26 protein-coding genes are annotated in these 22,980 nt (G+C 53.9%); 14 read left to right on the top strand and 12 right to left on the bottom strand.

Going from position 1 to position 22,980, the window contains the following annotated elements; translation table 11 throughout:
- Position 1: 1 nt before the first annotated feature.
- The 4 genes from SBG41_RS06135 to SBG41_RS06120 form a co-directional block, all read right to left on the bottom strand.
- Positions 2 to 310, bottom strand: coding sequence for a GYD domain-containing protein (locus SBG41_RS06135; RefSeq protein ID WP_317894677.1), 309 nt, complete (start codon positions 308 to 310; stop codon positions 2 to 4).
- Positions 311 to 355: 45 nt separating this feature from the next.
- Positions 356 to 1,669 (bottom strand): molybdopterin molybdotransferase MoeA, encoded by a 1,314-nt coding sequence (locus SBG41_RS06130; protein WP_317894676.1) that lies wholly within the window; start codon positions 1,667 to 1,669, stop codon positions 356 to 358.
- A 121-nt stretch (positions 1,670 to 1,790) separates the two neighbouring features.
- Positions 1,791 to 2,279, bottom strand: coding sequence for a hypothetical protein (locus SBG41_RS06125; RefSeq protein WP_317894675.1), 489 nt, complete (start codon positions 2,277 to 2,279; stop codon positions 1,791 to 1,793).
- Entirely contained in the window at positions 2,272 to 2,472 is a 201-nt protein-coding gene (locus SBG41_RS06120) for a hypothetical protein (protein ID WP_317894674.1), read from the bottom strand. The genes SBG41_RS06125 and SBG41_RS06120 overlap by 8 nt, the downstream gene beginning before the upstream one ends.
- A gap of 13 nt (positions 2,473 to 2,485) precedes the next feature.
- On the opposite strand from SBG41_RS06120, the gene SBG41_RS06115 reads away from it, so the two are divergent.
- Complete coding sequence (locus SBG41_RS06115; RefSeq protein WP_317894673.1) at positions 2,486 to 2,878, top strand: hypothetical protein; 393 nt, start codon at positions 2,486 to 2,488, stop codon at positions 2,876 to 2,878.
- A 7-nt stretch (positions 2,879 to 2,885) separates the two neighbouring features.
- On the top strand, positions 2,886 to 3,686 hold the full coding sequence (locus SBG41_RS06110; protein ID WP_317894672.1) for a hypothetical protein: 801 nt from the start codon (positions 2,886 to 2,888) through the stop codon (positions 3,684 to 3,686).
- 93 nt (positions 3,687 to 3,779) lie between these two features.
- On the opposite strand, the gene SBG41_RS06105 is transcribed toward SBG41_RS06110, so the two are convergent.
- Complete coding sequence (locus tag SBG41_RS06105) at positions 3,780 to 3,998, bottom strand: hypothetical protein (protein WP_317894671.1); 219 nt, start codon at positions 3,996 to 3,998, stop codon at positions 3,780 to 3,782.
- Between the two features lie 215 nt (positions 3,999 to 4,213).
- On the opposite strand from SBG41_RS06105, the gene SBG41_RS06100 reads away from it, so the two are divergent.
- Complete coding sequence (locus SBG41_RS06100) at positions 4,214 to 5,431, top strand: Clp1/GlmU family protein (protein WP_317894670.1); 1,218 nt, start codon at positions 4,214 to 4,216, stop codon at positions 5,429 to 5,431.
- Positions 5,432 to 5,464: 33 nt separating this feature from the next.
- Here the strand turns inward: SBG41_RS06100 and SBG41_RS06095 are convergent, their stop codons facing one another.
- Together SBG41_RS06095 and SBG41_RS06090 are read right to left on the bottom strand one after the other, a co-directional pair.
- The gene (locus tag SBG41_RS06095) at positions 5,465 to 5,605 is read right to left on the bottom strand and encodes a hypothetical protein (protein ID WP_317894669.1); all 141 of its coding nucleotides are present in this window, start codon (positions 5,603 to 5,605) and stop codon (positions 5,465 to 5,467) included.
- A 104-nt stretch (positions 5,606 to 5,709) separates the two neighbouring features.
- Positions 5,710 to 6,423 carry a maleate cis-trans isomerase family protein gene (locus SBG41_RS06090; protein WP_317894668.1) on the bottom strand — a complete coding sequence of 238 codons (714 nt, stop codon included), beginning with the start codon at positions 6,421 to 6,423 and terminating at the stop codon, positions 5,710 to 5,712.
- A gap of 88 nt (positions 6,424 to 6,511) precedes the next feature.
- Here SBG41_RS06090 and SBG41_RS06085 point away from each other — a divergent pair, with 88 nt between their 5' ends.
- The 7 genes from SBG41_RS06085 (at position 6,512) to SBG41_RS06055 (ending at position 15,158) form a co-directional block, all read left to right on the top strand.
- The gene (locus SBG41_RS06085; protein ID WP_317894667.1) at positions 6,512 to 7,810 is read left to right on the top strand and encodes an ABC transporter substrate-binding protein; all 1,299 of its coding nucleotides are present in this window, start codon (positions 6,512 to 6,514) and stop codon (positions 7,808 to 7,810) included.
- A gap of 149 nt (positions 7,811 to 7,959) precedes the next feature.
- Complete coding sequence (locus tag SBG41_RS06080; RefSeq protein ID WP_317894666.1) at positions 7,960 to 8,832, top strand: branched-chain amino acid ABC transporter permease; 873 nt, start codon at positions 7,960 to 7,962, stop codon at positions 8,830 to 8,832.
- Positions 8,833 to 8,836: 4 nt separating this feature from the next.
- Positions 8,837 to 9,832: a branched-chain amino acid ABC transporter permease gene (locus SBG41_RS06075; RefSeq protein WP_317894665.1), complete on the top strand. Its 996-nt coding sequence runs from the start codon at positions 8,837 to 8,839 to the stop codon at positions 9,830 to 9,832.
- A 5-nt stretch (positions 9,833 to 9,837) separates the two neighbouring features.
- Positions 9,838 to 10,560 (top strand): ABC transporter ATP-binding protein, encoded by a 723-nt coding sequence (locus tag SBG41_RS06070; RefSeq protein WP_317894664.1) that lies wholly within the window; start codon positions 9,838 to 9,840, stop codon positions 10,558 to 10,560.
- A 40-nt stretch (positions 10,561 to 10,600) separates the two neighbouring features.
- Complete coding sequence (locus tag SBG41_RS06065) at positions 10,601 to 11,320, top strand: ABC transporter ATP-binding protein (protein ID WP_317894663.1); 720 nt, start codon at positions 10,601 to 10,603, stop codon at positions 11,318 to 11,320.
- Between the two features lie 86 nt (positions 11,321 to 11,406).
- Positions 11,407 to 13,458 (top strand): hydantoinase/oxoprolinase family protein, encoded by a 2,052-nt coding sequence (locus tag SBG41_RS06060; RefSeq protein WP_317894662.1) that lies wholly within the window; start codon positions 11,407 to 11,409, stop codon positions 13,456 to 13,458.
- A gap of 26 nt (positions 13,459 to 13,484) precedes the next feature.
- Entirely contained in the window at positions 13,485 to 15,158 is a 1,674-nt protein-coding gene (locus SBG41_RS06055) for a hydantoinase B/oxoprolinase family protein (protein WP_317894661.1), read from the top strand.
- Between the two features lie 57 nt (positions 15,159 to 15,215).
- Here SBG41_RS06055 and hepT read toward each other — a convergent pair whose 3' ends face one another.
- The 3 genes from hepT to SBG41_RS06040 all read right to left on the bottom strand — a co-directional run bounded on the left by hepT (position 15,216) and on the right by SBG41_RS06040 (position 16,875).
- The gene (hepT, locus tag SBG41_RS06050) at positions 15,216 to 15,641 is read right to left on the bottom strand and encodes a type VII toxin-antitoxin system HepT family RNase toxin (protein ID WP_317894660.1); all 426 of its coding nucleotides are present in this window, start codon (positions 15,639 to 15,641) and stop codon (positions 15,216 to 15,218) included.
- On the bottom strand, positions 15,601 to 16,044 hold the full coding sequence (locus tag SBG41_RS06045) for a nucleotidyltransferase domain-containing protein (RefSeq protein WP_317894659.1): 444 nt from the start codon (positions 16,042 to 16,044) through the stop codon (positions 15,601 to 15,603). The genes hepT and SBG41_RS06045 overlap by 41 nt, the downstream gene beginning before the upstream one ends.
- A gap of 78 nt (positions 16,045 to 16,122) precedes the next feature.
- Positions 16,123 to 16,875 (bottom strand): PD-(D/E)XK nuclease family protein, encoded by a 753-nt coding sequence (locus tag SBG41_RS06040; RefSeq protein ID WP_317894658.1) that lies wholly within the window; start codon positions 16,873 to 16,875, stop codon positions 16,123 to 16,125.
- 203 nt (positions 16,876 to 17,078) lie between these two features.
- Between SBG41_RS06040 and SBG41_RS06035 the strand changes: the two genes are divergently transcribed.
- From SBG41_RS06035 to SBG41_RS06025, 3 genes are all read left to right on the top strand, one after another.
- Entirely contained in the window at positions 17,079 to 18,962 is a 1,884-nt protein-coding gene (locus tag SBG41_RS06035; protein ID WP_317894657.1) for a hypothetical protein, read from the top strand.
- A 799-nt stretch (positions 18,963 to 19,761) separates the two neighbouring features.
- The gene (locus SBG41_RS06030) at positions 19,762 to 19,998 is read left to right on the top strand and encodes a type II toxin-antitoxin system CcdA family antitoxin (RefSeq protein ID WP_317894656.1); all 237 of its coding nucleotides are present in this window, start codon (positions 19,762 to 19,764) and stop codon (positions 19,996 to 19,998) included.
- Entirely contained in the window at positions 19,991 to 20,386 is a 396-nt protein-coding gene (locus SBG41_RS06025; protein ID WP_317894655.1) for a type II toxin-antitoxin system VapC family toxin, read from the top strand. The genes SBG41_RS06030 and SBG41_RS06025 overlap by 8 nt, the downstream gene beginning before the upstream one ends.
- Before the next feature lie 504 nt (positions 20,387 to 20,890).
- Here SBG41_RS06025 and SBG41_RS06020 read toward each other — a convergent pair.
- Together SBG41_RS06020 and SBG41_RS06015 are read right to left on the bottom strand one after the other, a co-directional pair.
- A complete protein-coding gene (locus tag SBG41_RS06020) occupies positions 20,891 to 21,307 on the bottom strand; it encodes a type II toxin-antitoxin system VapC family toxin (protein ID WP_317894654.1) in 417 nt (138 codons plus the stop codon).
- Positions 21,304 to 21,573, bottom strand: a complete 270-nt coding sequence (locus tag SBG41_RS06015) for an AbrB/MazE/SpoVT family DNA-binding domain-containing protein (protein ID WP_317894653.1) — start codon at positions 21,571 to 21,573, stop codon at positions 21,304 to 21,306. Before SBG41_RS06015 ends, SBG41_RS06020 begins: the two co-directional genes overlap by 4 nt.
- A 239-nt stretch (positions 21,574 to 21,812) precedes the next feature.
- On the opposite strand from SBG41_RS06015, the gene SBG41_RS06010 reads away from it, so the two are divergent.
- Entirely contained in the window at positions 21,813 to 22,940 is a 1,128-nt protein-coding gene (locus SBG41_RS06010) for an arsenic resistance protein (protein WP_317894652.1), read from the top strand.
- Positions 22,941 to 22,980 lie beyond the last annotated feature (40 nt).

Genomic DNA, 22,980 nt, shown 5'->3' with positions numbered 1-22,980 from the left:
CTTACTCGCCGCGCTTCTCTGCAGCTTTCTTCACTGCCTCTATTAGCTCGTTGACGGGCATTAGCTTGTAGGTTGCTGTGCGTATAGTGCCTCTCATGTTAAGGTTTATCAGCGCGGCTGCGAGTGATTGGTCATCCTTGGCCTCAACTATGTTTAGGAAATCCCATTCACCGAATACGAGGTATTGTTGAAGAACCTTGAGCCCCATGTCTTCTAGCTCCTTGTTTACCTCGAGTATGCGCTCGGGCTTCTTGAATATGGTTTGGGCTCCCTTGTCGGTTAGCTTGGAGAGAATAACGTAGAGTGGCACAGTTGTTACACCACTATAAAAAATACTGCACATTGATAATATTTGTTACTCTTCCGCCTCCTCTCTCTTCCCCTCTTTGGGGAGTTCTATGGGCTCTCTGTAAACCATTACCGGTACCAGGTCGCCGGCATCGTACTCATTCTTGTCGACGAGCAGTATGCCGTCAGCCTCCACGTTGCTCACAGTCACTGATGATAGTTGTCTCTCTCGCGGCAGCGGCTCCGCCACTAATACTCCGTCGCGCCAGTAGAGCTTAGCCTTGATGGGCTCCGGTCTCTTAGACTTTAGCGGCTGCGCTAGTGCAGCGTACGCTGGTATCGGGGGCTCTCCGGCCCTCTCAACATTGCCCATGTGTTTTAACACGTGGTAGAGGAGGCGGAGGAAGCCGTGGAGCGCCGAGACGGGGTGACCGGAGAGGGCTAGTAGTAGTGTGCCGTTCGGCAGGAGTGCTGCAGAGGTGGGTCTTCCTCCTCTCACGAATAGGCCTCGGAAGAGGACTTCTGCGCCGAGCCTATCAGCGAGCTTGTAGAACGGGTCAACCTCGCTCGGCCCCGTACCGCCTGTCATGATTACCAGGTCTAGGTTGTTCATCTGCCTCTTAATGTACCACTCAATGGTATCAATGTAGTCGGGTAGGAGTACGCGCTTGACCACTCTCGCCCACGGAGTGTATCGGGCAATCATGTTCTCTATGAGCTTCGCAGTGGTCTCTGCTACCTCGCCTCGGAGTATCCTCTTCTCCGCCTCCTCGGGGCTGCTTGGCTCGAAGAGCTCTGTGCCCGTAGCTATTATGCCTACGCGTATCTCGCGGAACACCTTGGCCCGCGTAACTGCTATGTCTAGGAGCCCTACGACGTCCAGCTCTGTGAGGACGTAGCCCTTGGGCAGCAGTACTTGGCCGCGGCGCGCATAGAAGCCGACTGGGTCGATGTTCTTGCCTGCTTCGAACTTCTTGTCTATGACGATGTAGCCGTCTTCGAGCCTCACGGCCTCCTCGGGCACAACGGTGTCTGCTCCATCGGGGAGATAAGCCCCCGTGGACACGTAGACGGCGGTGCCCGGCTCTACGCGGTACTCTATCTCTACCTTGCCTATAGGCGCCTCTCCTATGACCTTGAGCTTGCCGGGGGTATCCTCGGAGCGCACAGCGTAGCCATCGTAGGCCGCGCGAGGCCTAGGCGGGAAATCGTGGGGGGAGCGGAGATCCTCTGCGAGGACGCGGCCAACAGCCTCCCAGACAGGGAGAACAACCGTGTCCTCTACGGGCTTAACCCTCTTCCGTATAATATCTATAGCCTCCTTCACGGGCGTGAGCTTCTCCAAGTAACGGGGTACACGCTTCTCCTCACCAGCCTCCAAGCCCAGGCACCTCTCAGGCCAAGCCTTGTAAGGGAGACAAAGGCGCTAACCGTTTTACGCCGAGGAGGAGGGGCACGAAGCGAGAAAAATAAGCTAGTTCCCGTAAAAAGCGGGCGCCTAGCTAATGCTGATCCCCGATGACAACCGTACAGCTATGTGTCTCAGTCTTATCACCTTTCACGAGGAATAGCCTTGTAGTAAGCTCTATGGTGTCCGGCTTGGATACCGCCGGTATGCTTACCTTAGACACCGTGGGGGATGGCAGTACTTGTACACAGTAGGTTCCCTCAGCAGGCCCCTCCATCCTAATATCTACCACGGCTCTGAGCACGTTGCCTGCAAGCACGCTCTTGTTGACGCCTATGCCTATGAGCTTGTAACACGGGTTTGGGGGCTGAATCGTGTAGACAAGTGTCACAGAGGCATTGCGGGAGTCATAGGAAGAGCTTATGGTCACTCGTAGAGGGCCTAGGCGGCACACAGCGCCTCGCTTCATGCCTGTCTCTTCACCTTCAACCCAGCCCTCGACACCCAGCCCCATCAAGAGCATTAGGGCGAGCAGTACTGCTAACACGATGATAGCCATTATTGGTACAATTGCTCTAGCCAAGCACTGCACCGAGGAACCCAGGGGTCAAGTCTCCCCTTATTTTTGTCTCCAGGTACTCGATTATGGTAGGATAAAATAGGAACAAGAGTGCCTTTCTTAGTAAGTGGGGAGATCCCCTGCCAGGAGAAACCGTATTCCTGCCTGACACTATTCTCCGTGCTCTCCGCGAGGAAGCAGAGAGACGGGGCACCACACCCGAGGCACTCATGGTCCACCTCTTGCTCGGCATAGTGTCGGAGGAGGAGAAGCCGCGCGCCCTCCTCGAGGCCGCTGAGACCAGTCTGCGCCACGCGAGAGCACATGCAGAGGCAGGAGAGTATCGGGACGCTTATCGTAGGCTCTGGAGCAGTATCCTTCTAGGCATAGAAGCGTATGCATTGCAGCGTGGAGCCAGTCAGCCCGGGAAGCTCGAGGACTACTGGGCCTTGGTCAGCGAGGCGGCCGGAGAGCTAGGCGAGGCGTCTTTTGACGCGTTCTACGCTGGCTTGGCTGCATATATTGCTTCTAGGGAGGATCTCGGCGACGGCAACCACTTCGACGCGATGGCTAAGCGTGTCACCTCTTTTCTCGAGGCGTTAAAGGACTTAGTAGCGGGTTGAGAAGGTCTTGAGGAAGGATTTTCCCGAGCCCAGTGGAGACCGGATAGAGTTCAGGGGAAGCACTAGCCTAGACTACCGCGTAGTCGGTGTAACGAGGCTTCTACGTAGGAGCGGGCTCCATAGCCTCTGCGAGAAGGGCTCTGGTAGGCTAGAGGTGGCTCACTTTATTGGCGCCGAGGAGGTTATTGAGGCGGTTCAGCACGCGAAGAGAATGTTTGTGCGATGCAGGTATGCCGGGCCACCGGGTATTACGAAGCTCGTGCTCTTAGAGATAGTCTCTTTCGACCCATGGCTCTACCTGCGAGAAGAGCTCGGGGCATCGAGCACCGAGTGGAGACTATTCGTCGAGCCCGGCTACATGCCGTCCATTCTCCACGTAGAGGTAGACGGCAGGGAGTACTCCTACAAGCTTGGCTACGACGTGTTGCTCCCGCTGCGCAAGATGGGGATGAGCAGGCTAATAGACCAGACTGCGAGCAGGGCTGCAAACATACTAGAGAATCATGGATACGTTGTGGCAGGCTATGCTACTCACAAGCACGGCATTGTTGAGAATCTTGTACTCGTAGCCGATACCCTTGATCTCCGCTCAAGTATTCGCATGCTGATAACAATACCGTATACGAACGTCTACGTGTTCGGCCCTGGTGCAGAGACCTCAATACATAGCACCGAGACTAGGCCCGAGAAAATAGCCAAACTATTGAACAGGGTATTGGCGAGCCGAGAGGATAGAGAAAAACACAGGGAGACGCATGCCGGAGAGCTAGCAGAGAAGGACACCGGGAAAGCAGAGAGCATTGCCTAGCAGTTAGCCAGGGCAAAGAGGAGGGGCTGTGAGGAACTCTTCGTTGAAAAGAGGCCACTTGGCCGGTGATTTGAGCCCCGACTACCGAGCCCTCTATGCTTTCACGTTGAAGCCGTGTTTGGCGAGGAACCTTAGTACTGGCTTAGGTAGCTTGACCGAGGCGGGTTCTTTCGCAGCTATATAGAGTGGCCTAGCGAGTCTACCACCCTCTATGAAGGCGCCTATTGCCCGCCCTTGATCATCGTATAGTATTGTTATCTTGTATTTTCCAACCACGTGTTCCTCTCTACGTGCAGCCATCAAGAGAGCCACGCGGCTCACCCCAATCAGGAGACCATTCTCATTAGTGGGAGTGGGGTCCCCGAGGGCCTATACTGCAAGGTCCTACCTTGTTTTACTTTTTCCCGGATAGCTAGGCGTTGCACCAATAGTGGCTCTATTCATCCAGTTCCGCGTGCCTTCCTAGCCTAGGTACGCAGAGGGGTCTTTTCCGGCCAGGCTCCACGGTTACGGCTCGGGGCACACGCATGGAGTGTCTTGACGCGCCTCGCGGCCTCGGTGTATGGGTTTCGGGTCCGGCAAAGATAGTTGTCGAGAAGGGCGTGTTTCTCGCCTCTGGGCTCCGCATTGAGGCGGGCCGAGAGATAATTATTAGGGCTAATCGCGGGGCATCGTTCTACTCCCTAGAAGAGGCGAGGATCTGTGTCGGTATGGGTGCTTCTGGCTCTTACCGTGTGCTGAGAGAGGGCTTCGAGCTAGTGGAGCAGTGGAGTAGTATAGTGGAGGATATTGGTTCAAGGGGCTTTCGTAGAATAGTTGTTGTGGGCGGCGTTGAGGCCGGCAAATCTACGCTCACTACCTGGATTCACAACGTCCTCGGACTCCCCGTCGTGGAGGCTGATATTGGGCAAAACGAGCTTGGTACACCGGCTATGGTCTCCTATGCTTCTAGCAGCGAGCCTGTCATAGCATTGCAAGACCTTGCTCCAAGCGGGGGCTTCTTTGTCGGCCACGTCTCGGCGGAAAAGGTTATGGATCTTGTAGTCTCCGCCTCGTCCCGGGCAGTTTCCCGTCTCAGCAAGGGCTTCGTAGTGGACACTGATGGGTTCGTTGACGGGCGCGGAGCAGTGTATAAGCGTGGCTTAATCGAGGCACTGGGCCCCGACGCCGTAGTCGTGCTCGGCTCCAAGCCCTTGGCAAAAGCGTTGAGAGGAGCGGGTGCAGAGATCATTGAGGCACCCGCGGTTCCTGGTAGCCTTGTCCGTCTCCGTTCACGTGGGGAGAGGCGGGCTTACCGCCAGAGAGCATTTGCATCCCTCTTCGCGGGGGCCAAGCCCATGGTGCTCCGTGGCGTAGACGTGGTGCCACTTTGCCCCTTTACTGTGGCCGAGGACCAAGTCGTCTACACTTGCAGCTCAAGGGTCTACGTCGAGTCTAGGAAGAGGCCGGAGCCTCCTGCCAAGTGGCTGAGGCCGCACTGGGCAAGGGGGCTGGTAGCCGGGCTGAGGCTGAGGAAAGGCACTGACGTATTAGCGCTCGTGGAGGAACTCGATGTTGCGGCCCAGAAGGTGGTCGTAAAACCTGCATCGTTACAGAGTGTTAGCGCGGAGGATGTTGAACAAGTTATGCTTGGGTGGATAATCCTAGGCGAGAACTATGAAGAGGAGCACCTGGAGCCCCTGCCCTACCCTGCGGCACTGGAGTCGAGGCAGGCTAGGAGACCTAGGAGAAAAACATCACAGTGAACCGGGACGCCTTCCTCTGGTGCCGGTGGAGCCTTAGCGCCGACGCCCATTCTCTGCACCGCAGCCAGCCGTGTAGCCCAGGCAAGTCTCCATGTACGGCGCGATCACGGGAGCGGCCTTGGCGAGCAGCGTTGGTGCGGCGTCTGGGAAGAAGCGTCGGGGACGATAACCCACTCTCAGACCCCCAGCCGAATCTATTGTGGCTAGGAGAGGCATAGAGCACCGCGCCTCAATATTACCGGGCCACACAGCAACGAGCTACCGGGAAAAGGGGATAGCTATAGGCTCTTGAGTAGTCTCCCGGCAGGGAACCCGGCCTCCTTTATGCCGAGTCGCCGGAGGGCTAGCCAGGCTGTAGCAGTGTTGCTTGATATTACTGGTAGGCCTAGGTCTGTCTCCAAGGGGTCTATGACCTCTATGGTGCGCAGGTTTGTACAGCTTATGAAAACTGCGTCTGCTCTACTCGTGTCAAGGCTGCGGGCGAGCCGGTAGACCTTCTCCGGCGGAGTTTTCCCGATATCGGTATTCTTCTCTATTCTGAACGCCTTTAGGTCTACTACTTCGAAGCCGTGGTGTTCGAGAAAGCGCACCTCCTTCTCATTGACCTCGTCTATGTAGGGGGTTGCCAGTGCTACACGTTTTGCATCCAGGAACCTCAACGCCTCTACAACGGCTGTAGCGGTAGCAATTGCTGGCTTGCCGGAGGCTTCTTCGAGGCTCTTCGTTATCTTCTCGTCGTAGCCGGGTCCTCCCACAAGGCTCCCTGTAGTGCATCCATAGACTATTAGGTCTACGTCAGCTGTCGCGAGGAGCCTAGCAGCATAGGATGCCTCCTTCTCCATAGCCAGGAGTTCTTCAACGGTTACTTTCTCGAGCTTAACCCTCGCAGTGTGTATGCTTACACCGCTGGGCACAAGCCGCCACATCTCCGGCTCCATAGTGGTATTTGAAGACGGGACAATGAGGCCTATCCTTGCCCGCCAGCCATACATGAATTTACACCACTCGGCTCAGTTTTTAATAAACCCCTTACTTACTTTCCCACAAAGTGGACTAAAAATAGTAAAGGTAGGTGTTAGCTTGGCCAAGCAATCCACTATTGTATGGATAACCGTCGCCATAGTAATTATCGCTGTAATAGGTGTTGCAGCCTATCTCTACGCCTCCAAGGGCGGGGGAGGCGGCGCCAAGGAGCACGTGATAAAGGTTGGCGTCATCCTCCCCCTGAGCGGCCGCTTGGCCGAGACAGGTGCCGACTTGAAGCACGGAATCGAGTTCGCGGTTGACCAGATCAATTCCCAGGGCGGCGTGAAGAACTGTGGAGGAGCGAAAATAGTAGTAGTCTGGGGAGATAGCGCTGGCAAGCCCGAGACCGGCGCAGCCGAGGCAGAGAGGCTCATAACGCAGGAGCACGTCGTCGCCCTTGTAGGGGCTTACCAGAGCGCAGTAACCAAGACGGCTAGCGAGGTAGCAGAGAGGTACCATGTACCCTTCGTAAACCCTGACTCAACATCGCCGCTGCTAACGAAGCGTGGCTACAAGTGGTTCTTCAGAGTAACGCCCCACGACGAGATGTTCGCGCAGCAGCAAGCAGAGTTCGCCAAGTGGCTCAACGAGAAGTACAACCTAGGGCTCAAGACCTTCGCCATAATACACGAGGACAGCGAGTGGGGCACAGCCGTAGCCGAGGCCTGGAAGAAGTACTTCACTGAGGCAGGGTTCAAGCTCGTGAAGGAGGTCAGCTACCACGCCGCAACCGTCACCAGCCTTGACACCGAGGTTGAGGCGCTCAAGTCCGCCAACCCCGACATATTGCTAGTGGCCTCCTATGTCCAGGACGCACTGCTCCTGGTCAGAACAATGAAGGCCCACAACTTCGCGCCAAAGGTTGTACTGGCACAGGACGCTGGCTTCATCTCGCCCGGCTACGTCAAGAACGTCGGCAAGGACGGCTGGTACATCTTCTCGAGAGAGGTCTTCAACTGGGACTTGATAGAGAAGATTCCGAGGCTTAAACAGATAAACGAGGAGTATAAGAAGAAGTATGGTGTCGATCTTAACGGTAACTCTGCGAGAGACTATACCGGCATGATCGTGCTCTACTACGCGCTCGAAGACGCGTGCAAGAAGGCTAAGCCGTGGGACGACTTGGAGAAGTTCCGCTCAGTGCTCCGAGACTCGCTGGCAAACCTCTACATTCCTGGAGACAAGCTCATAATGCCTTGGAAGGGCGTAAAGTTTGACGAGAATGGCCAGAACATACTAGGCCAAGGAATAATAGTCCAAATGATGACTGACGGTAAGTACTACACGGTCTACCCACCGGACTTTGCCACAAAGGAGCCAGTTGTGCCATTCCCGCCATGGAACCAGCGATAAGGACTAAGGTGGACAAGGAAATGATCATACTCCATACCATTTTTCTTACCCTTAGACAAACTACTCTATACACATGCCTCTCTATTCCTCTATCCTCGTATCCTCAACACTTTCCCGTATCACTATACAGTGGAGAGGTGTAAGGTGATTTGGTCGGCTTAGCCGATATAGCTGCGGCAACAGTTGACGGCATACTGACTGGCAGTATCTACGCGATGGTAGGTGTAGGCCTTGCGCTCATCTGGGGAGTAATGGAGATAATAAACTTCGCTCACGGCGACTACATGATGCTGGGTGCCCTCACGGCATACTACTTGTTCACGCTAATGGGCTTAGACCCTCTTATCGGGGCCGTCATCGCGTTTGGCGTCGTGTTTGTCTTGGGTGTCGCTACGCAGCGTGGAGTAATAAACAGGATCCTGGACGCGCCGCTATTGACGCAAATCGCGGCAACATTCGCAGTCCTCCTCATAATACGGTACGGTGTACAGGCGGCAATAGGTCCCTACACTAGGCGCATAACGACGTGGTATGCCAACGTGTTCTACCATGTTGGGCCCATCACTCTCCCGCTCGCGAAGCTCATAGCTTTCGCGGCATCACTTATAACAGCCCTAGGCCTCTACATCTTCTTATTCAAGACTGATACAGGTATAGCTCTTAGAGCAACGTCCCAGAATCGCCAAGTAGCGCAGCTAATGGGGATTAACGTCAAGAAGATGTACGATATAGCATTTGGCCTCGGCGTGGGAATAGCTGGCGCAGCTGGCGCCATACTTGCGTTATTTTATCCCATATTCCCGGAGATGGGTGCCTTCTTCGCCCTCATAGCGTTCATAGTCGTTGTCCTCGGCGGGTTCGGCAGCGTCTTTGGAGCATATCTCGGCGGCATAATAATAGGGCTTATTGAGAGCCTTAGTGCCCTCTACATAACCCCTGCGCTAAAGGACGTAGTAGCGTTCATCATATTCCTCATCATATTGCTCTTCAAGCCAACAGGCCTCTTCGGCAAAGGTGAGTAAGGCCATGCCCGGGCTACAAGAGTACTTGAAAAACCCCCTCGTAGTACTCCTCGTGGCACTGCTCCTGGTACTGCCAGTGCTGTTCTGGCTAGCAAACCTGCCATTCTACGCCAATATGGTGTTTCTCGCAATAATGTACGGGATAGCGGCGATGGCTTGGAACCTCATGGAGGGATACACGGGGCTCTTCAGCCTCGGGCATGCAGTATTCTTCGGCGTGGGCGCCTATACGACTATGATACTGATGCTGTACTACGATGTGACGCCCTGGGTAGGAATATGGGTTGCAGGCATCATGGCTGCTATAACTGGGTTCCTGCTAGGCTTCCCGCTCCTACGCTTACGTAGCCACTGGTTCACACTAGCCACGATAGCTGTTGGCGAGATATTCAAGCTCGCTTTTGCGCACTGGGACTACGTGGGAGGATCACGTGGCCTCCAGTCGCCGATAGTTGGTGGAGGCAAGGCTCTCTACTATCTCCAGTACACCGGGCCCTACGTCTACGTATACGTGGCCCTATTCGTTCTCGCAATAGAGCTAGTAGTTCTCCACCGAATAATCAATAGTAGGACGGGCTACTACTTCCAGACGATAAGGGAGGACGAGGTAGTTGCAGAGACCCTTGGAATAGACACGTTCCGCTACAAGATGCTATCACTGGTTATCAGCAGCTTCTTCACCGGGCTTGCGGGCGCCCTTTACGCTATAAGGTTCCGCTACGTTGACCCCTTCGCAGTCTTCGACCTCATAACGATATCTACCTATATGTCGATAGCGGGCATAATAGGCGGCATATACACGTTCATTGGGCCAGTAGTAGGCGCATTCATATTCATACCTGCAGCCGAGTTCGTGAGAGTAAAGATAGTATCAGCGTTCCCCAGGTACTTCGGCCTACACGTCGCCGTCGTCGGCATTCTCCTCCTCCTAATCTCCCTCGCTCTCCCCGAGGGCGTAATCGGGTATCTAAAAAGGAAGGGCGTTCTTAGGAGGGTGTAGCTGCGTTGTCGGAGAAGCTCCTAGTAGTTGATAATGTCGTTAAGAGGTTCGGAGGTATCAGGGCTCTAGACGGCGTATCGCTTGAGGTTAGGAGGGGTGAGCGGCTAGGCCTTATAGGGCCCAACGGCGCGGGCAAGACGACGCTCTTCAACGTGATATCTGGGATCTATAAGCCTGACAGCGGCCGCGTAATCTTCAAGGGCGTCGATATTACTGGTTGGCCTCCGCACAAAGTAGCGTGGAAGGGTATTGCGCGCACATTCCAGATAGTTAGGCCCCTCAACAACATGACCGTACTAGACAACGTCGTCATAGGGGCGTTGCTGAGAGAACACGATATAGGGAAGGCGAGAGAGTACGCGCTAGAAGTCCTAGAGACTGTTGGGCTCTACGAGAAGAGGAATGTGCTTGCAAAGGACCTCAACCTGGTTGAGAAGAAGAGGCTCGAGGTTGCTAGGGCGCTGGCTACGCGGCCCGAGCTACTTCTCCTTGACGAGGTTGCCGCCGGCCTCCGCCCGAGAGAGGTGGACGAAGTGGTAGACATGTTCCTCGAGCTATCAAGGAAGGGTATAACTATGATCATGGTTGAGCACGTTATGAGGGCGGTAATGAATTTCGCCGAGAGAATAGTAGTCCTTCACTATGGGAGAAAGATAGCTGAGGGAACCCCCCAGGAGGTGGCCAACAATCCAAAGGTTATTGAGGCCTACCTCGGCTCAGAGGAGTAACCCAACACCCATGATTGCTTGCTAGGAGGGTGTCCACGGGATGGGTGGTGAAATACTCCGCGTAGAATCAATAGAGGTATTCTACGGCGAGTTCCAAGCACTGTTCGGCGTATCGTTCCACGTCAATGAGGGCGAGATAGTCGCCTTGCTGGGCTCGAACGGCGCTGGGAAGACGACCACGTTGCGCACCATATCCGGGCTCCTGGTCCCCCGCAGGGGCAGGATAGTGTGGAAGGGTAGCGACATAACCCATGTCCCTGCCTATAAGCGCGTAGAGATGGGTATATCCCATGTCCCGGAAGGTAGGGGGATCTTTCCCAAGCTAACAGTCTACGAGAACCTAAGGGTTGCAGCATACACCAAGAGGGCTAAGGAGAAGTTCCAGGAAAGCCTTGAAATGGTCTACGATTTGTTCCCAAGGCTCCGCGAGAGGAGGAACCAGTTAGCAGGAACACTTAGCGGTGGAGAACAACAAATGCTCGCCATAGCAAGGGCACTTGTGCAGAGGCCTACTCTCCTCATGATGGATGAGCCCAGCCTAGGCCTCGCCCCAAAGCTTGCAAAGGAGGTTATAATGCTGTCTAGGAGGCTGCGCGACGAATACGGACTCACCATACTGCTTGTAGAGCAGAACGTGAAGCAATCGCTCAAGGTGGCGGACAGGGCCTACGTGCTCGAGACGGGAAGAATAGTGCTGGAGGGCACGCCCGAGGAACTCGAGAAGAACCCGAAGATAAGAGAGGCCTACCTAGGCATATAGGTTCCCCGTAACACGGTTTTTCCCCCTCCACGCATCGAGCCGCATATTGCTCGTAACCGTGGTTTAGCCGCAGAGGTGTCAAGTCCGTGGCTAAGCGCATAGGAGCAGACATAGGGGGCACTTTTACCGACGTCGTTGGCTTCGACGAGGAGACGGGCACGCTCCTTCACTTGAAGGTGCTTACTACTCCCCGTGAGCCCTGGAAGGGCTTAATGGACGGTATTGAGAGGCTTGGCTGGAGCCTCGACACGGTCTCGATAATAGTCCACGCCTCGACCCTTGGGACAAACACGTTTCTCGGGCAGGTTGGCCTAGAGATCCCGGTAGCGGTGCTAGTGACGAACAAGGGGTTCAGAGACGTACTCGAGATTGGGAGACAGAACCGCCCCGAGCTCTACAATTTGTTCTTCGAGAAGCCCCGCCCCCTAATCCCTAGGTCTAGGCGCATAGGGGTCTCCGGGAGAATAGGGCCCAAGGGAGAGGAACTGGAACCCCTGAACCCCGACGAGGTCAGAAAGGTCGCGAGAGAATGGTGCGGCAAGGCAAAGGTGTTTGTTATCTCATTCCTCCATAGCTACTTGAACCCGGTGCACGAGGAGCAAGCCAAGAAGATTATCCAGGAGGAGTGCCCGGGAGCAATAGTTGTTACAAGCTACGAGGTCGACCCGCAGCCGAAGGAGTATGAGCGCACGAGCACGGCCGTCGTGAACGGGGTGCTGAAGCCCCTGCTCGCAACCTATATTGAGAGGGTCGTGGAGGAGCTGCGAGTCAAGGGGTTCCAGGGCAAGCTCCTCGTGATGCAGAGTAGCGGCGGCGTCGCGGGCTCAGAGGAGGCCACCAGGTATCCTGCGGCCTTTATTGAGAGCGGGCCGGCTGCTGGAGCAGTAGCTGTAGCCTACTTCTCGAGGCTGATGGGGATCAATAGGGCGCTCGGATTTGACATGGGAGGCACCACGGCCAAGGCCTCCACGATAGTTGATGGGGAGCCCCTTATTGTGCCGGAGTACGAGGTCGGCGGCAAGGTCCACATGGGTAGGCTTCTCCGCGGCTCCGGCTACCCCGTCCGCTACCCCTACATCGACCTCGCAGAGGTAAGCGCCGGAGGTGGAACTATTGCCTGGATAGACCCTGGTGGGGCTCTGCGCGTGGGACCCGTGAGCGCGGGAGCCGATCCCGGCCCAGCGTGCTATGGGAGAGGCGGCGAGGAGCCAACCATAACTGATGCTAACTACGTGCTCGGCAGGCTCCCTGACGAGCTAGCAGGCGGGAGGGTTAAGCTGAGAAGGGATCTCGCGGAGAAGGCTCTCCGCAAGCTAGGCGACAGGCTCGGCATGGGGCTAGAGGAGCTAGCGTCCTCGATAATAAGGATCGCGAACACCGTCATGGCGCGTGCTCTCCGCCTCGTAAGCGTAGAGAGAGGCTACGACCCGAGAGAGTTCTCAATGTTCGCGTTCGGCGGGGCAGGTCCCTTGCACGCAGCAGCCCTCGCTGCAGAGATAGGCGTCAAGGAGGTAGTGGTTCCCCCGCTGCCGGGCGTTTTCTCCGCGCTGGGCCTACTCGTAACCGATTATCGCCACGACCTCCACAAGGCGGTCGTGAAGAAGGCTGACGAGGCGAGCGAGGAGGAGCTCGAGAAGGTGTTCCAGGATCTCGAGAAAGAGGCTGTGAGTATGCTGCTCTCCGAGGGCGTGAGGAGAGAGGATATAAGGATAACGAGGCTCCTAGACATGCACTACCTTGGCCAAGCATACGAGCTTACAGTACCCTATCGCGGAGACATAGGTGAGGCTGTTGAGGCTTTCCACGAGAAGCACGAGGCGCGCTACGGGTATAGTCTCCGCGGCGAACCAGTAGTCATCGTGAATGCCCGCATAGTGGCCATAGGCGCTATACCTAAGCCCCAGCTGCCGCGGGGAGAAGAGAAGCCCCACCGACCGGAGCCTAGGCGTTCGCGCAGAGTATTCTTCGAGGAAACGGGCTGGGTTGATACACCGGTGTACTGGCGGCCAGAGCTACGCCCCGGCGCGGAGATAGAGGGGCCAGCGATCATAGAGAGCGATGAGAGCACAATCCTTGTCCCGCCGAGCCACGTTGCCCGCGTAGACGGTTTCTTTTCCGTCAGGATAACGCGTGGCTGACAAGGCTCCTCGGAGGCTGGTCCGCAATGGTTGACCCTGTCACTGTTGAGGTACTGAGGCACGCGCTCATCTACGCCTCGGAAGAGATGGGCGTGGTTCTCCGCAACACGGCTTTCAGCCCCAATATAAGGGACCGGCTGGACCACAGCTGCGCAGTACTAACCCCCAGCGGCGATCTCCTGGCACAGGCTGAGCACATACCAGTACACCTCGGAAGCATGCCGGTGGGCGTGAAGAACCTTACAAGGTACTTGGAGGAGCACGGTATAGAGCTGGGCCCCGGCGACGTGGTCATAACCAACGATCCCTACATCTCCGGCACACACCTCAACGACGTCATGGTCGCGAAGCCGGTCTACGTGGGCGACAAGCTAGTCGCAATGGTCGCGAACAAGGCCCACCACGTAGACGTGGGAGGGGTTGTACCTGGAAGCATTGGCGGCGGGGCCAAGATGCTCCTAGAAGAGGGGCTGGTGATACCCCCCATCAAGATAGTTGAGGAGGGGAGGCTGCGCAGAGACATAGTGGAGCTCATAAAGGCCAATGTCCGCACCCCGCGCTACTTCCAAGGCGACCTCATGGCGCAGCTCGCTGCCCTCAACCTGGGCGAGAAGAGGGTGAAAGAGCTAGCAGACCGCTACGGCGCAGACACGCTCCTCGAGGCATGGGGCGAGATACTCGGCTACACTGAGCGCTATACCAGGAACAGGCTCAGAACAATAGTCGAGGAAACCGGAGCCGAGGGAAGCTACGAGGCCGAGGACTACCTCGAGCTGAGCAGCGGCGAACTAGCAAAGATAAAGACAAGGCTAACAATAACCAGGGACAAGGTCCTCGTAGACTTCACCGGCACCGACCCACAGGTAGAGGAGCCCATCAACGCCGTCTACGGGGTAACTGTCGCTGCGACAACGTTCGCGCTCAAATCAGTCATAGACCCGGAGATGCCAATGAACCAGGGCTTCTACCGCGTAGTAGAGATACGTGCGCCGCGAGGCACCTTGGTGAACCCTGAGCCCCCGGCACCCGTTGGCGGGGGGAACGTTGAGACGTCTCAGCGCATAGCAGACGTGGTCTTAAGGGCGCTCGCCGAAGCCTTCCCCGGCAGGGTTCCAGCGGCTAGCTGCGGCACAATGACCAACGTAATGGTGGGCGGTAAGGGCTGGGCGTTCTACGAAACCCTTGGCTGCGGGAGCGGTGCAAGACCGTGCTGCGACGGCGTAGACGGGGTGCACACCAATATGACTAATACTCTCAACACGCCTATAGAGGTGATTGAGCAAGAGTACCCGGTTCTCTTCAAGGCTTACGAGCTGAGGCCAAACAGCGGTGGACCGGGAACCTATAGGGGAGGACTAGGAGTAATACGCGCCTTCACGGTCCTAGAGGACGGCGCCACCCTCACAGTGTTCTCGGAGAGAGGAAAACTACGTCCATGGGGCCTCGTGGGCGGCAAGCCAGGCGCCCCCAGTAAACACTACATAGTGACGGCTAGCGGCGAGAAAATAGAGCTACCCATCAAGGCGACGAGAAGGCTACGGAGAGGCGACACGGTGTACATAAACACGCCGGGAGGAGGAGGCTACGGAGACCCCTGCAAACGCCCAGAGGAACTAATACTCAGAGACCTAGAAGACGGCAAAGTAACCCTAGACCACGCACGCCGAGAATACTGCTACACACCGGAAACGAAGAAGTAGGAGAACACCTTTCCCTACTCTTTTCCATGAGCCTTTTTCCTGGGCGCTAAAGACTCCCTATGGGTCGAGCCGCTGAGCCTCCTCAGCCAAAGCGTCGAGAATCCGGGTAAGCGCGTCCAGCTCGTTCTTAAGGGTCTCGTATATTATGTCGTGCCTTATCTCTGCGTACCCGTGGACGAGGATGTTCCTCATACCCGGTATTGCTCGTGCGAGGTCGCTGAACTCCTTGGGCACTACCCCGGCCTCGATAACCGCCTCCACTATATCCCGGTAGGTCGGGCCCCTGGCTAGGCCTCTTCGCGCAGCGATGAAGGCGGCAAGGTCGAGTATCGCTTCTAGCAGTACGTGTAGGTGGCGCTCCGCGAGCGCCTGCAAATCCTCGTCGCCCATGTATTCCTCGAAGCTGTGCCTAGCTATCTTCCTGAGCCTCTCGAGGCTCCTCCTAGCCCTCGATATCCTCGCCACTAGTCCCGGCGAGGGCACGCCTATTCTCCCTCTCAAACAGCCTTATGAGGGGCTCCAGGTCGGCTACCTCGTCTATTGCACGCGCCAAGTCCTCGTAGTATTCGCGTAGGCACTCATCGCCGCAGCTGTATAGGAGTTTTCCCCTAGCCAGAGCCTCCCATGCAACCACGGGGTTCCAGTCGTCGAGGAAAACCAGGTCAAGCCTAGCCCCCTCGGGAAGGCACTCCTCCAGCTCAGCGTATAGGAGCCCCCTCTCGACGAAGCCCAGCCTCCTACCAGCCTTCACAGCCAAGTCGAAATCACTATGAGGCCCCCAGTAGCCCCGGCCACGAGAACCAAACAATACAACGTAGCGGAGCCTCCACCTAGAAGCCACCCGCCTCACACACTCAGAGAACCCATTACCACTGCTACTCGACAAGCCTTGTAGCCCCATCCATGTATGAGGATGCTAGGGAAGAATTAAACAAGAAGGGATAATCAAGGCGAGGGATATCCCCTACATGCTTGCCTCAGAGGTTATCGGTATAACCTCTACTCCTAGCCGCTTCGCCAGCCTCCTAGCCTCCGGGTCGATGAAGCCGCCGAGCACAACTAGCCTGGGCTTCTTCTTCTCAACCCTCTCGTATAGCAAGCCTATCTTATGAATCTCGGAAACATCTGCCTTGGAGACCCTGGACTTTATCTCCAACAATATGTGCTCACCGTCCCTAACCAGTACGTCGACCTCGACAACGCTAGGGTAGCCGTACACGAAGCCCTCCTCGTCCTTGTACACCCACTTCTCGACAGTAGCTACCCCAAACACCTCTTCTACGACAAACCTCATTGCCTCGCGGAAAGCCTCCTCACTAATAACGCCGAACCTGTGAGCGATAACCAGTACGACGCGGCGAGTCTCTCTCATCTCCTCCTCAAGCCTGGCAACACGCTCCTCGAGCGCCACGAGCCTCTTCTCTATTTCCTGCTGCCTCTCCTCTATTCTTGCGAATCTCTCCTCGATCCTGGCAAATCTTTCTTCTAGTTGCGCGAACCTCTCTTCTAGCTTCTTGAACTCCTCCTCTAGTCGCTGCTGCCTTTCTTCTAGCCTCTGTTGCCTCTCCTCGAGCCTACTGAACCTCTCCAACAGCTCCGTGAAGCCGAGTGCTCCGAGTAGCGCGTAGCGCAGCTCCCTGTCCTCCTCAACAGCCTTAATGATCTCCCGGACAAGCTCCTGTCTCTTAGCACTATTACCTATAGCCAGCGGAGTCACCTCCACCGGATAGTAGGGATATGTACTACTGCTAATCCTTTACTCCTATGCCCGGGCTATCTCCGCTTTGGTGCAACCGGGTCATAAACTATATATTCAACATGTTAACATGCATACATATACTTACAGTTTTTGATCAGAGCTTATTGAACAAAATAATTATATATATATATGTCCATTAGAAGGCAAATGGTGAATAACTAGTGAAATTAAGGCGCCTGGCCGAAAAAGCCCCTATACTATTAGCAGCACTATTACTTCTAGAGCCCCTTACTCTAGCTCTTGTCTCAGTGTCGTTTAGTACTTCAAACCAGCTGGTAGTGGTGATAGATAAGGATACAATACCAAGCAACATGGGTGGATGGGTGACAGTAACACTACTAGTGCCGGGAGCCCTTCCCATGGAGAAGACGCTTACAGTGAAGCAGATACGAGAAGGCAATAATACGGTAAAATTTAGCTTCGATAAGAGGATTCTAAGGCAGAAATACCTAGAATTCGTTAACAGAGCAGGAAAGTACGCAACCTATGAAGCGAGCCTACAGATAGTATACTACCTAGTAGACAGTAAAGGCCACATATATATAGCAAGCTACAACCTCGGCACACAAAGCTACTACACAAAGATAAAACACCTAAGCACAACCGAGGCGTACCAGAGAGCCATCAAGAGCCCATTAGCACTACTAGATGCACGGAAAATAACAATCAAGGAGAAAATAAGACTAATAAACATGACAAAAACAATAAATAGCCTTGTCAAAATACCAAAGAACAATATAGGGCAAACACCTCGCAAAATAAGCCCTCAACCCGTAGGCATAAAGCCAGTACAACTATACCCAGCAAGCGTTGGCGGCTGCCCACTACTAACTACAACCATCTATAACCAAGAACTATACAACAATCGCTACAACCCGCCACAGGAATGGCTCAGCCAAATAGAACTAGTCTCCTCGTCCGTGCCAAAGGAGCAAGTAGTAAAAGAACTGTGGGAGCTGTTCGCAGAGCTCTTCTCCAAGCAATACTATTACCCAGGGTACTGTAGCCCCGAGCAAGTAACAAGCGCAATATCAAGTACAATGCTAGATCTAGGCCCAGGCATACACTTTATGGACAAGCTCATAGCGAGGCTAGCAGAATATACAGGATGGTACTCGGTGGTAGCAGGTTGGCAAGACCAATATCCACCTGGCTCGATAGTTAAACACTACGGCAAAGCCCCAATAATGAGGATAGCATTATCATCGACATCCATTCCATTACCGCATAATATACAACTCGTTATGGATGTTGCAGCATATGAGCAACATGAGACAAAAATAGGCATATCAATAGGAGGTATAATATTCCTTGGCTACGATAACGTCGTGAATAAGCCCTCAGACTTGAGCCCAATATCAATTGCGCCCGATGGTGTTGAGGGTGATGGTGCAGCCTATATATTTGCACCAGCCGATATAGTGTACATGGGCGACGCTATAGCAATAGTTTATCACATTGACAAGACTTACTTGAATGGACAAGAAGTATGGAGAGTAACGCCCACATTCAGATTTATACCAGATTACATAATACAATACGACTACCAGCACATGGATGCCATAGCAGCACCGTTCTCTTATCCAACAGTACAGGAATTGAATCAAGTATGGGAAGAATTGGTTGGTATATCATCAAACCTAGGGCTCACATACAAGCTCATCTACGACAAGCATATATCGGCACACCCATACCATGAAGAAATTGATAGGACTAGAATAAGTCAAACCTACTCTATCGATCTAGGTGGACTAATCACATTACTGTTTAACGCTATAGGTGATGGATTAGGTGCTATATTTACAGCTAATAAGTATGCATCACTTAGCAAGTCGGCACTTCAAGTAGTGATCTTCTCTGCAACAAATACACAAGTATGGGGCGAAGTAGATCTCCAAATCTACGCAGCGGGAATAAACTTTAATGAGGTTCACGTGCTTGTGTTTAAGCATACGGTTAAGGACGAGTATCTTGCAGATATAGCGGCACAGTACGGCTATCCCCTAGTATTTGACTACTATGCATCAATCGAAAGAGTATCTTGAGAAAGGGTGCAAGTTATACCGCTTAGCAATCTTTTTTCCCATCTCCTCTGCTCGTGGCAAGCCTAGCTACTACTTATTTTCCTGCTTGCCTATCCTTATCCGAGGCTCTATGGATTGCTCAGCTTCTGGCTGAGTTAATCTCTAGAGCCTAGTTATGATTAATTTGCAGAGCGATAGTGGTTTACATTGCTGTACATCTCTGACGCTCTAACGGTGAGCAGGGCTACGTGTAGAGACACGTACAAAGTGCCCGGTATACCGGCGTGTCCATCGGTGGATACACTTTAATTATTCCATAACTCGTTAGCCCAGGTTTTTACACAGCTGCGTAGTGAATGTGCTAGATCAGTTAGGGCCCGGTGACTGGGGTAGAGCTTGTAGCGTGTTACCCTTGGTAACGCTTAAATATTGATACCTTATCTGAAAACATTAATGTTGATTTGAAATAGTTTTGCGGGATCGCACAGCTCTTAGCCCGTACTGTATCTAGCCCGGAGAGGGGAGGCTGGCGTGGGCGCGGGTCTAGGCGTAATACCCTTGGAGGAGGCTAATCTGTTTAAATAATGCATGTGTAATCTGTTATCTAAATGTTTTGGTGTAGATAGTACGCGTGCTTCCCCTTACACTACATAGCCCAAATACTAGGAGCCCAAGGAGGCGGGTGCCGAGCGGTAACACCTATTTACATTAATTATGTTTATTGTTTCGCCTCTAGGGCTCTTGTCGGCTGAAACGCGTTGGTATGCTATAGCAAAGTATACATAGGTTTCCGTCTACATAGCTGTCCCTGGGGCCTTGTATGGGTTCCGTTGTTCTATCTGTGCGTGTTAGAAGGGAGCTCAAGGAGGAAGCAGAGAGGCTTGGGATAAATATTCGCGAGGTTGTTGAGAAGGCTCTCGAGGAGGCGATACGGGAGGCTCGTCGAAGGAGGATCGAGGAGGCTCTCGAGGACATGGCTCGGAGGGTGCGCGGCATGAGTAGCGAGGACTGGGTTAGGATCGTAAGGGAGGGTAGGAGGAGGGCTCCTCTTGCCTAGGTTTTTGCTTGATGCTTCTGTTCTCTACAAGGTACTTGAGAATCCTAGGAGGTATGTGGAGTTCGTCGAGGAGTCTGCGATTCTTGATTTGACTATTTACGAGGTGGGTAATGCGGTAATGGTTTCTGCTAGGCGTGGACTAATTGATGATCCTCTGGGCTTTCTACGAGGCTTCAAAGAAGTGGTTGGCCTTGTAGAGGTTATACCTATTACTGTTAACGATATAGGTGAAATAGCTAAGATAGCGCTCGAGACTGGGCTAACGTACTATGATGCGGCCTACGTGTACAAGGCCCGTAGGCACAACTTGGTGCTCTTGACGGAGGATAAGGAGATATTGAGGAAGGCCCCGGATGTCTCGAAGAGCCTAGAGCACATAGCCGGGTAGGAGGAATGCTAGGCGCTCCCTAGGTGTAATGTTGCTTAGCGGCCTGAGGCCTTATCAGCGGAGGAGGATGGGTTATCGCTTCTCTGGGGCTCTGTCTTCGCTTCATGCTTGTTCATCGTGTTTCGTTTCCGTTCTTCGCGTGTTGGTGAAGTTAACTCGCGGTTAACTTCCCGCCCAGTAGATTTAACCACCCCCATGGAGAAGCCCGCATGACCCGTCTTAGCCTGGCTGGCGACCTAATCGCGAAGAAGCCGTCTGGTGACCCCTCTCTGGAGCCGTTGCTGGCCACCGGTTCTTAATAACCTGGATATTTTCGAAAAATATTGCACTACTAGATATTAATGAAATATATGCATCTTCTCGGCTGCTTCCCCGGGCTCCATGTTCCCGGGGCTGGGAGCTTAGCCGCGCTTGGGGCAGGGCCCGCTCTCGTACTATGATTTGGCTGGGGGAGGGTGGGGGATGCCTAGCGCCTCGCGTGAGAAAAGTGTGAGTTCTTTTACCTTAGGTCTCTTCTGTGATCCAGGCTCGTTTTACTCCGGGTACTCGGTCTAGCTCCTTGTCCTCGCTTATGATTATTTCTATGTTGTTTGTCTTCATGGCGGCTATGTGGAGTGCGTCTGAGGGTTTGAGGTTATGTTTTGCCAATAGCTTGGCTGCCTCGTGGTATTCTTCTTCGCCTAGGGCTATTACCGTGATATAGGGAAGGACTATGGAGTCTATGAAGTCGAGGGTTATTGTGTAGGGTACTCCGTACTTCTTCTTTGAGACGTAGATTAGCTCGTCGAGAACAAGTACGTCTGTGTAGAGCTTGTACTTCGACAATATGTCTATGTAGAAGTTCTCATATACTAGTCGGTGCTCGTCGTTAACAACAGTGTTGAGGTATATTAGTAGGGGTGTGTCTAGGAATGCCTTCACTGCTCGAACTCCTCTTCTAGGCTGCTTGTCGCTGCTTCTCCTGGCCCTGGTTCCCGTCTCTCCTGTAGGTTCTTCAGCTTTGCAGCGTGTTCTCTGAGACGCCTCTTAACCTCCTCGGTGTCAATGTTCTTCTTGGCTGGCTTTATGAGTATCCCATCCCTTATCTCAACTACTACTTCGTCTCCCTCATCTATCCCTACGGCTTCCCTTAGGGCTTTTGGCAGTATGATGTAGCCTTTTCTGCCGACTCGGAGCCTGAGAGTCAAACCCGGTTTACCCAGGGTAAAACCAGGTTAGACAACCAATAATTAAGCATGTACCTCGCCGTCCATGTCTCAGTGCATGGGGCCATGTATTGGGGCTGTTCTGTAGCGTCCATGGGAGGATGAGCGAGTAGGGCCTGGATGCGGGGCCTCTCTGTAGTCCTTTAATGGCTTGTTTTGGGAGGTGTGCGGGGTAAGGTTTATTATGTTTCTGACCGGCCGGTCAGTAAGTGGGTGCGAATATGCCGGATGTAAAGCGGTTATCGAAACATATGAAAGATTTCCTACTATTGTACAGCATAATAGCCCTCATCATAGGCCTGGTAGTCGGCTACGCGTACCGAGGCTTCTTCAGGACCCACCAGGAGCTGGTCAAGGATACTATACTATTATTCGCAATACTCACCATCTATCCGTCAATGATACAGCTGCGCACAGAGAAGCTACGCGATGCCGCCAAGAATCTCCGCGGAGTCTTGCTAGGCGTATCAATGGTGTTCATAGCTGCCCCGCTACTAGCAATGCTGTTCTCCAAGCTGTTCGCAGAGAAGCAGATAGCCCTGGGGTTCTTCGTAGCCAATATCGTGCCAGCGTCGAGCGCCTCCCTCGGCTACGTGTTGCTGGCAGAGGGTAACATAGAGCTAGCTACTGTCCTCGCAGTGCTGAGCCTCCTAGGAGCGTTCGGCGCGATACCGCTCTACATGCACCTCTACGCATCCATGACCTCCGTGAAAATACCGCTAGGAAAAGTCATTGCATCGCTAACCTACACACTGCTAATACCCCTCGTGGCTGGACAGCTGACCCGCTACGCCATAGTGTATCGCCGCGCTGGAAAAATCATTGAGAACCACGGGGCCTACCGCGGCAAGATCAAGTGCCTAGAGGCCATCGAGGATAAGAGCCTCGAGGAGATCAAGGCATGTATAACCAGGATGCTGGAGCAGAGCATTAAGCCACACCTATCGCTATCAACAATGATAACGATGCTCATACTGATAGCCCTGCTCGTGGCAAACAAGGCGGGCATGCTCGTCTCGAAGCCACTCTTGGCGGCAGAGATCATAGCGCTCCAGACAGCTATGCTCGCAGCACTGCTTGGCTCAGTGACGCTACTAGACAAGCTGCTAGGCATATGCTACGAGGACCACGCAGCAATAGCGTTCATATCTGCGACGAAGAACGCGAGCGTGGCAGCAGCAATAGCCCTCATGGCTCTAGGGCCTGCTGCAGCTGTGCCAGCAGCACTAGTACCAGTAGTACAGGCACCGGTGGCAATAGCATACCTACAGGCACTGCCGAGGCTCCGGGGAATATTTGTAACGAAGACAGCCGAGGCAACTATTACTGTAAAGATCGGAAGACGGTAAGATAGTAACCATGTTCCAAATCTTTCTTTAAACCTTGCTA

The sequence above is a fragment of the Pyrofollis japonicus genome, assembly GCF_033097485.1.
GTDB lineage: Archaea > Thermoproteota > Thermoprotei_A > Sulfolobales > Pyrodictiaceae > Pyrofollis > Pyrofollis japonicus.
This window is presented reverse-complemented; position numbering and strand designations above follow the sequence as displayed.

Excerpts from the sequence above, each read along its gene's own strand:
- SBG41_RS06115 (WP_317894673.1), top strand. The coding sequence starts at position 2,486 with ATGGTCCACCTCTTGCTCGGCATAGTGTCGGAGGAGGAGAAGCCGCGC.
- SBG41_RS06100 (WP_317894670.1), top strand. The coding sequence starts at position 4,214 with ATGGAGTGTCTTGACGCGCCTCGCGGCCTCGGTGTATGGGTTTCGGGT.
- SBG41_RS06090 (WP_317894668.1), bottom strand. The coding sequence starts at position 6,423 with ATGTATGGCTGGCGGGCAAGGATAGGCCTCATTGTCCCGTCTTCAAAT.
- SBG41_RS06075 (WP_317894665.1), top strand. The coding sequence starts at position 8,837 with ATGCCCGGGCTACAAGAGTACTTGAAAAACCCCCTCGTAGTACTCCTC.
- SBG41_RS06065 (WP_317894663.1), top strand. The coding sequence starts at position 10,601 with ATGGGTGGTGAAATACTCCGCGTAGAATCAATAGAGGTATTCTACGGC.
- SBG41_RS06055 (WP_317894661.1), top strand. The coding sequence starts at position 13,485 with ATGGTTGACCCTGTCACTGTTGAGGTACTGAGGCACGCGCTCATCTAC.
- SBG41_RS06030 (WP_317894656.1), top strand. The coding sequence starts at position 19,762 with ATGGGTTCCGTTGTTCTATCTGTGCGTGTTAGAAGGGAGCTCAAGGAG.
- SBG41_RS06010 (WP_317894652.1), top strand. The coding sequence starts at position 21,813 with ATGCCGGATGTAAAGCGGTTATCGAAACATATGAAAGATTTCCTACTA.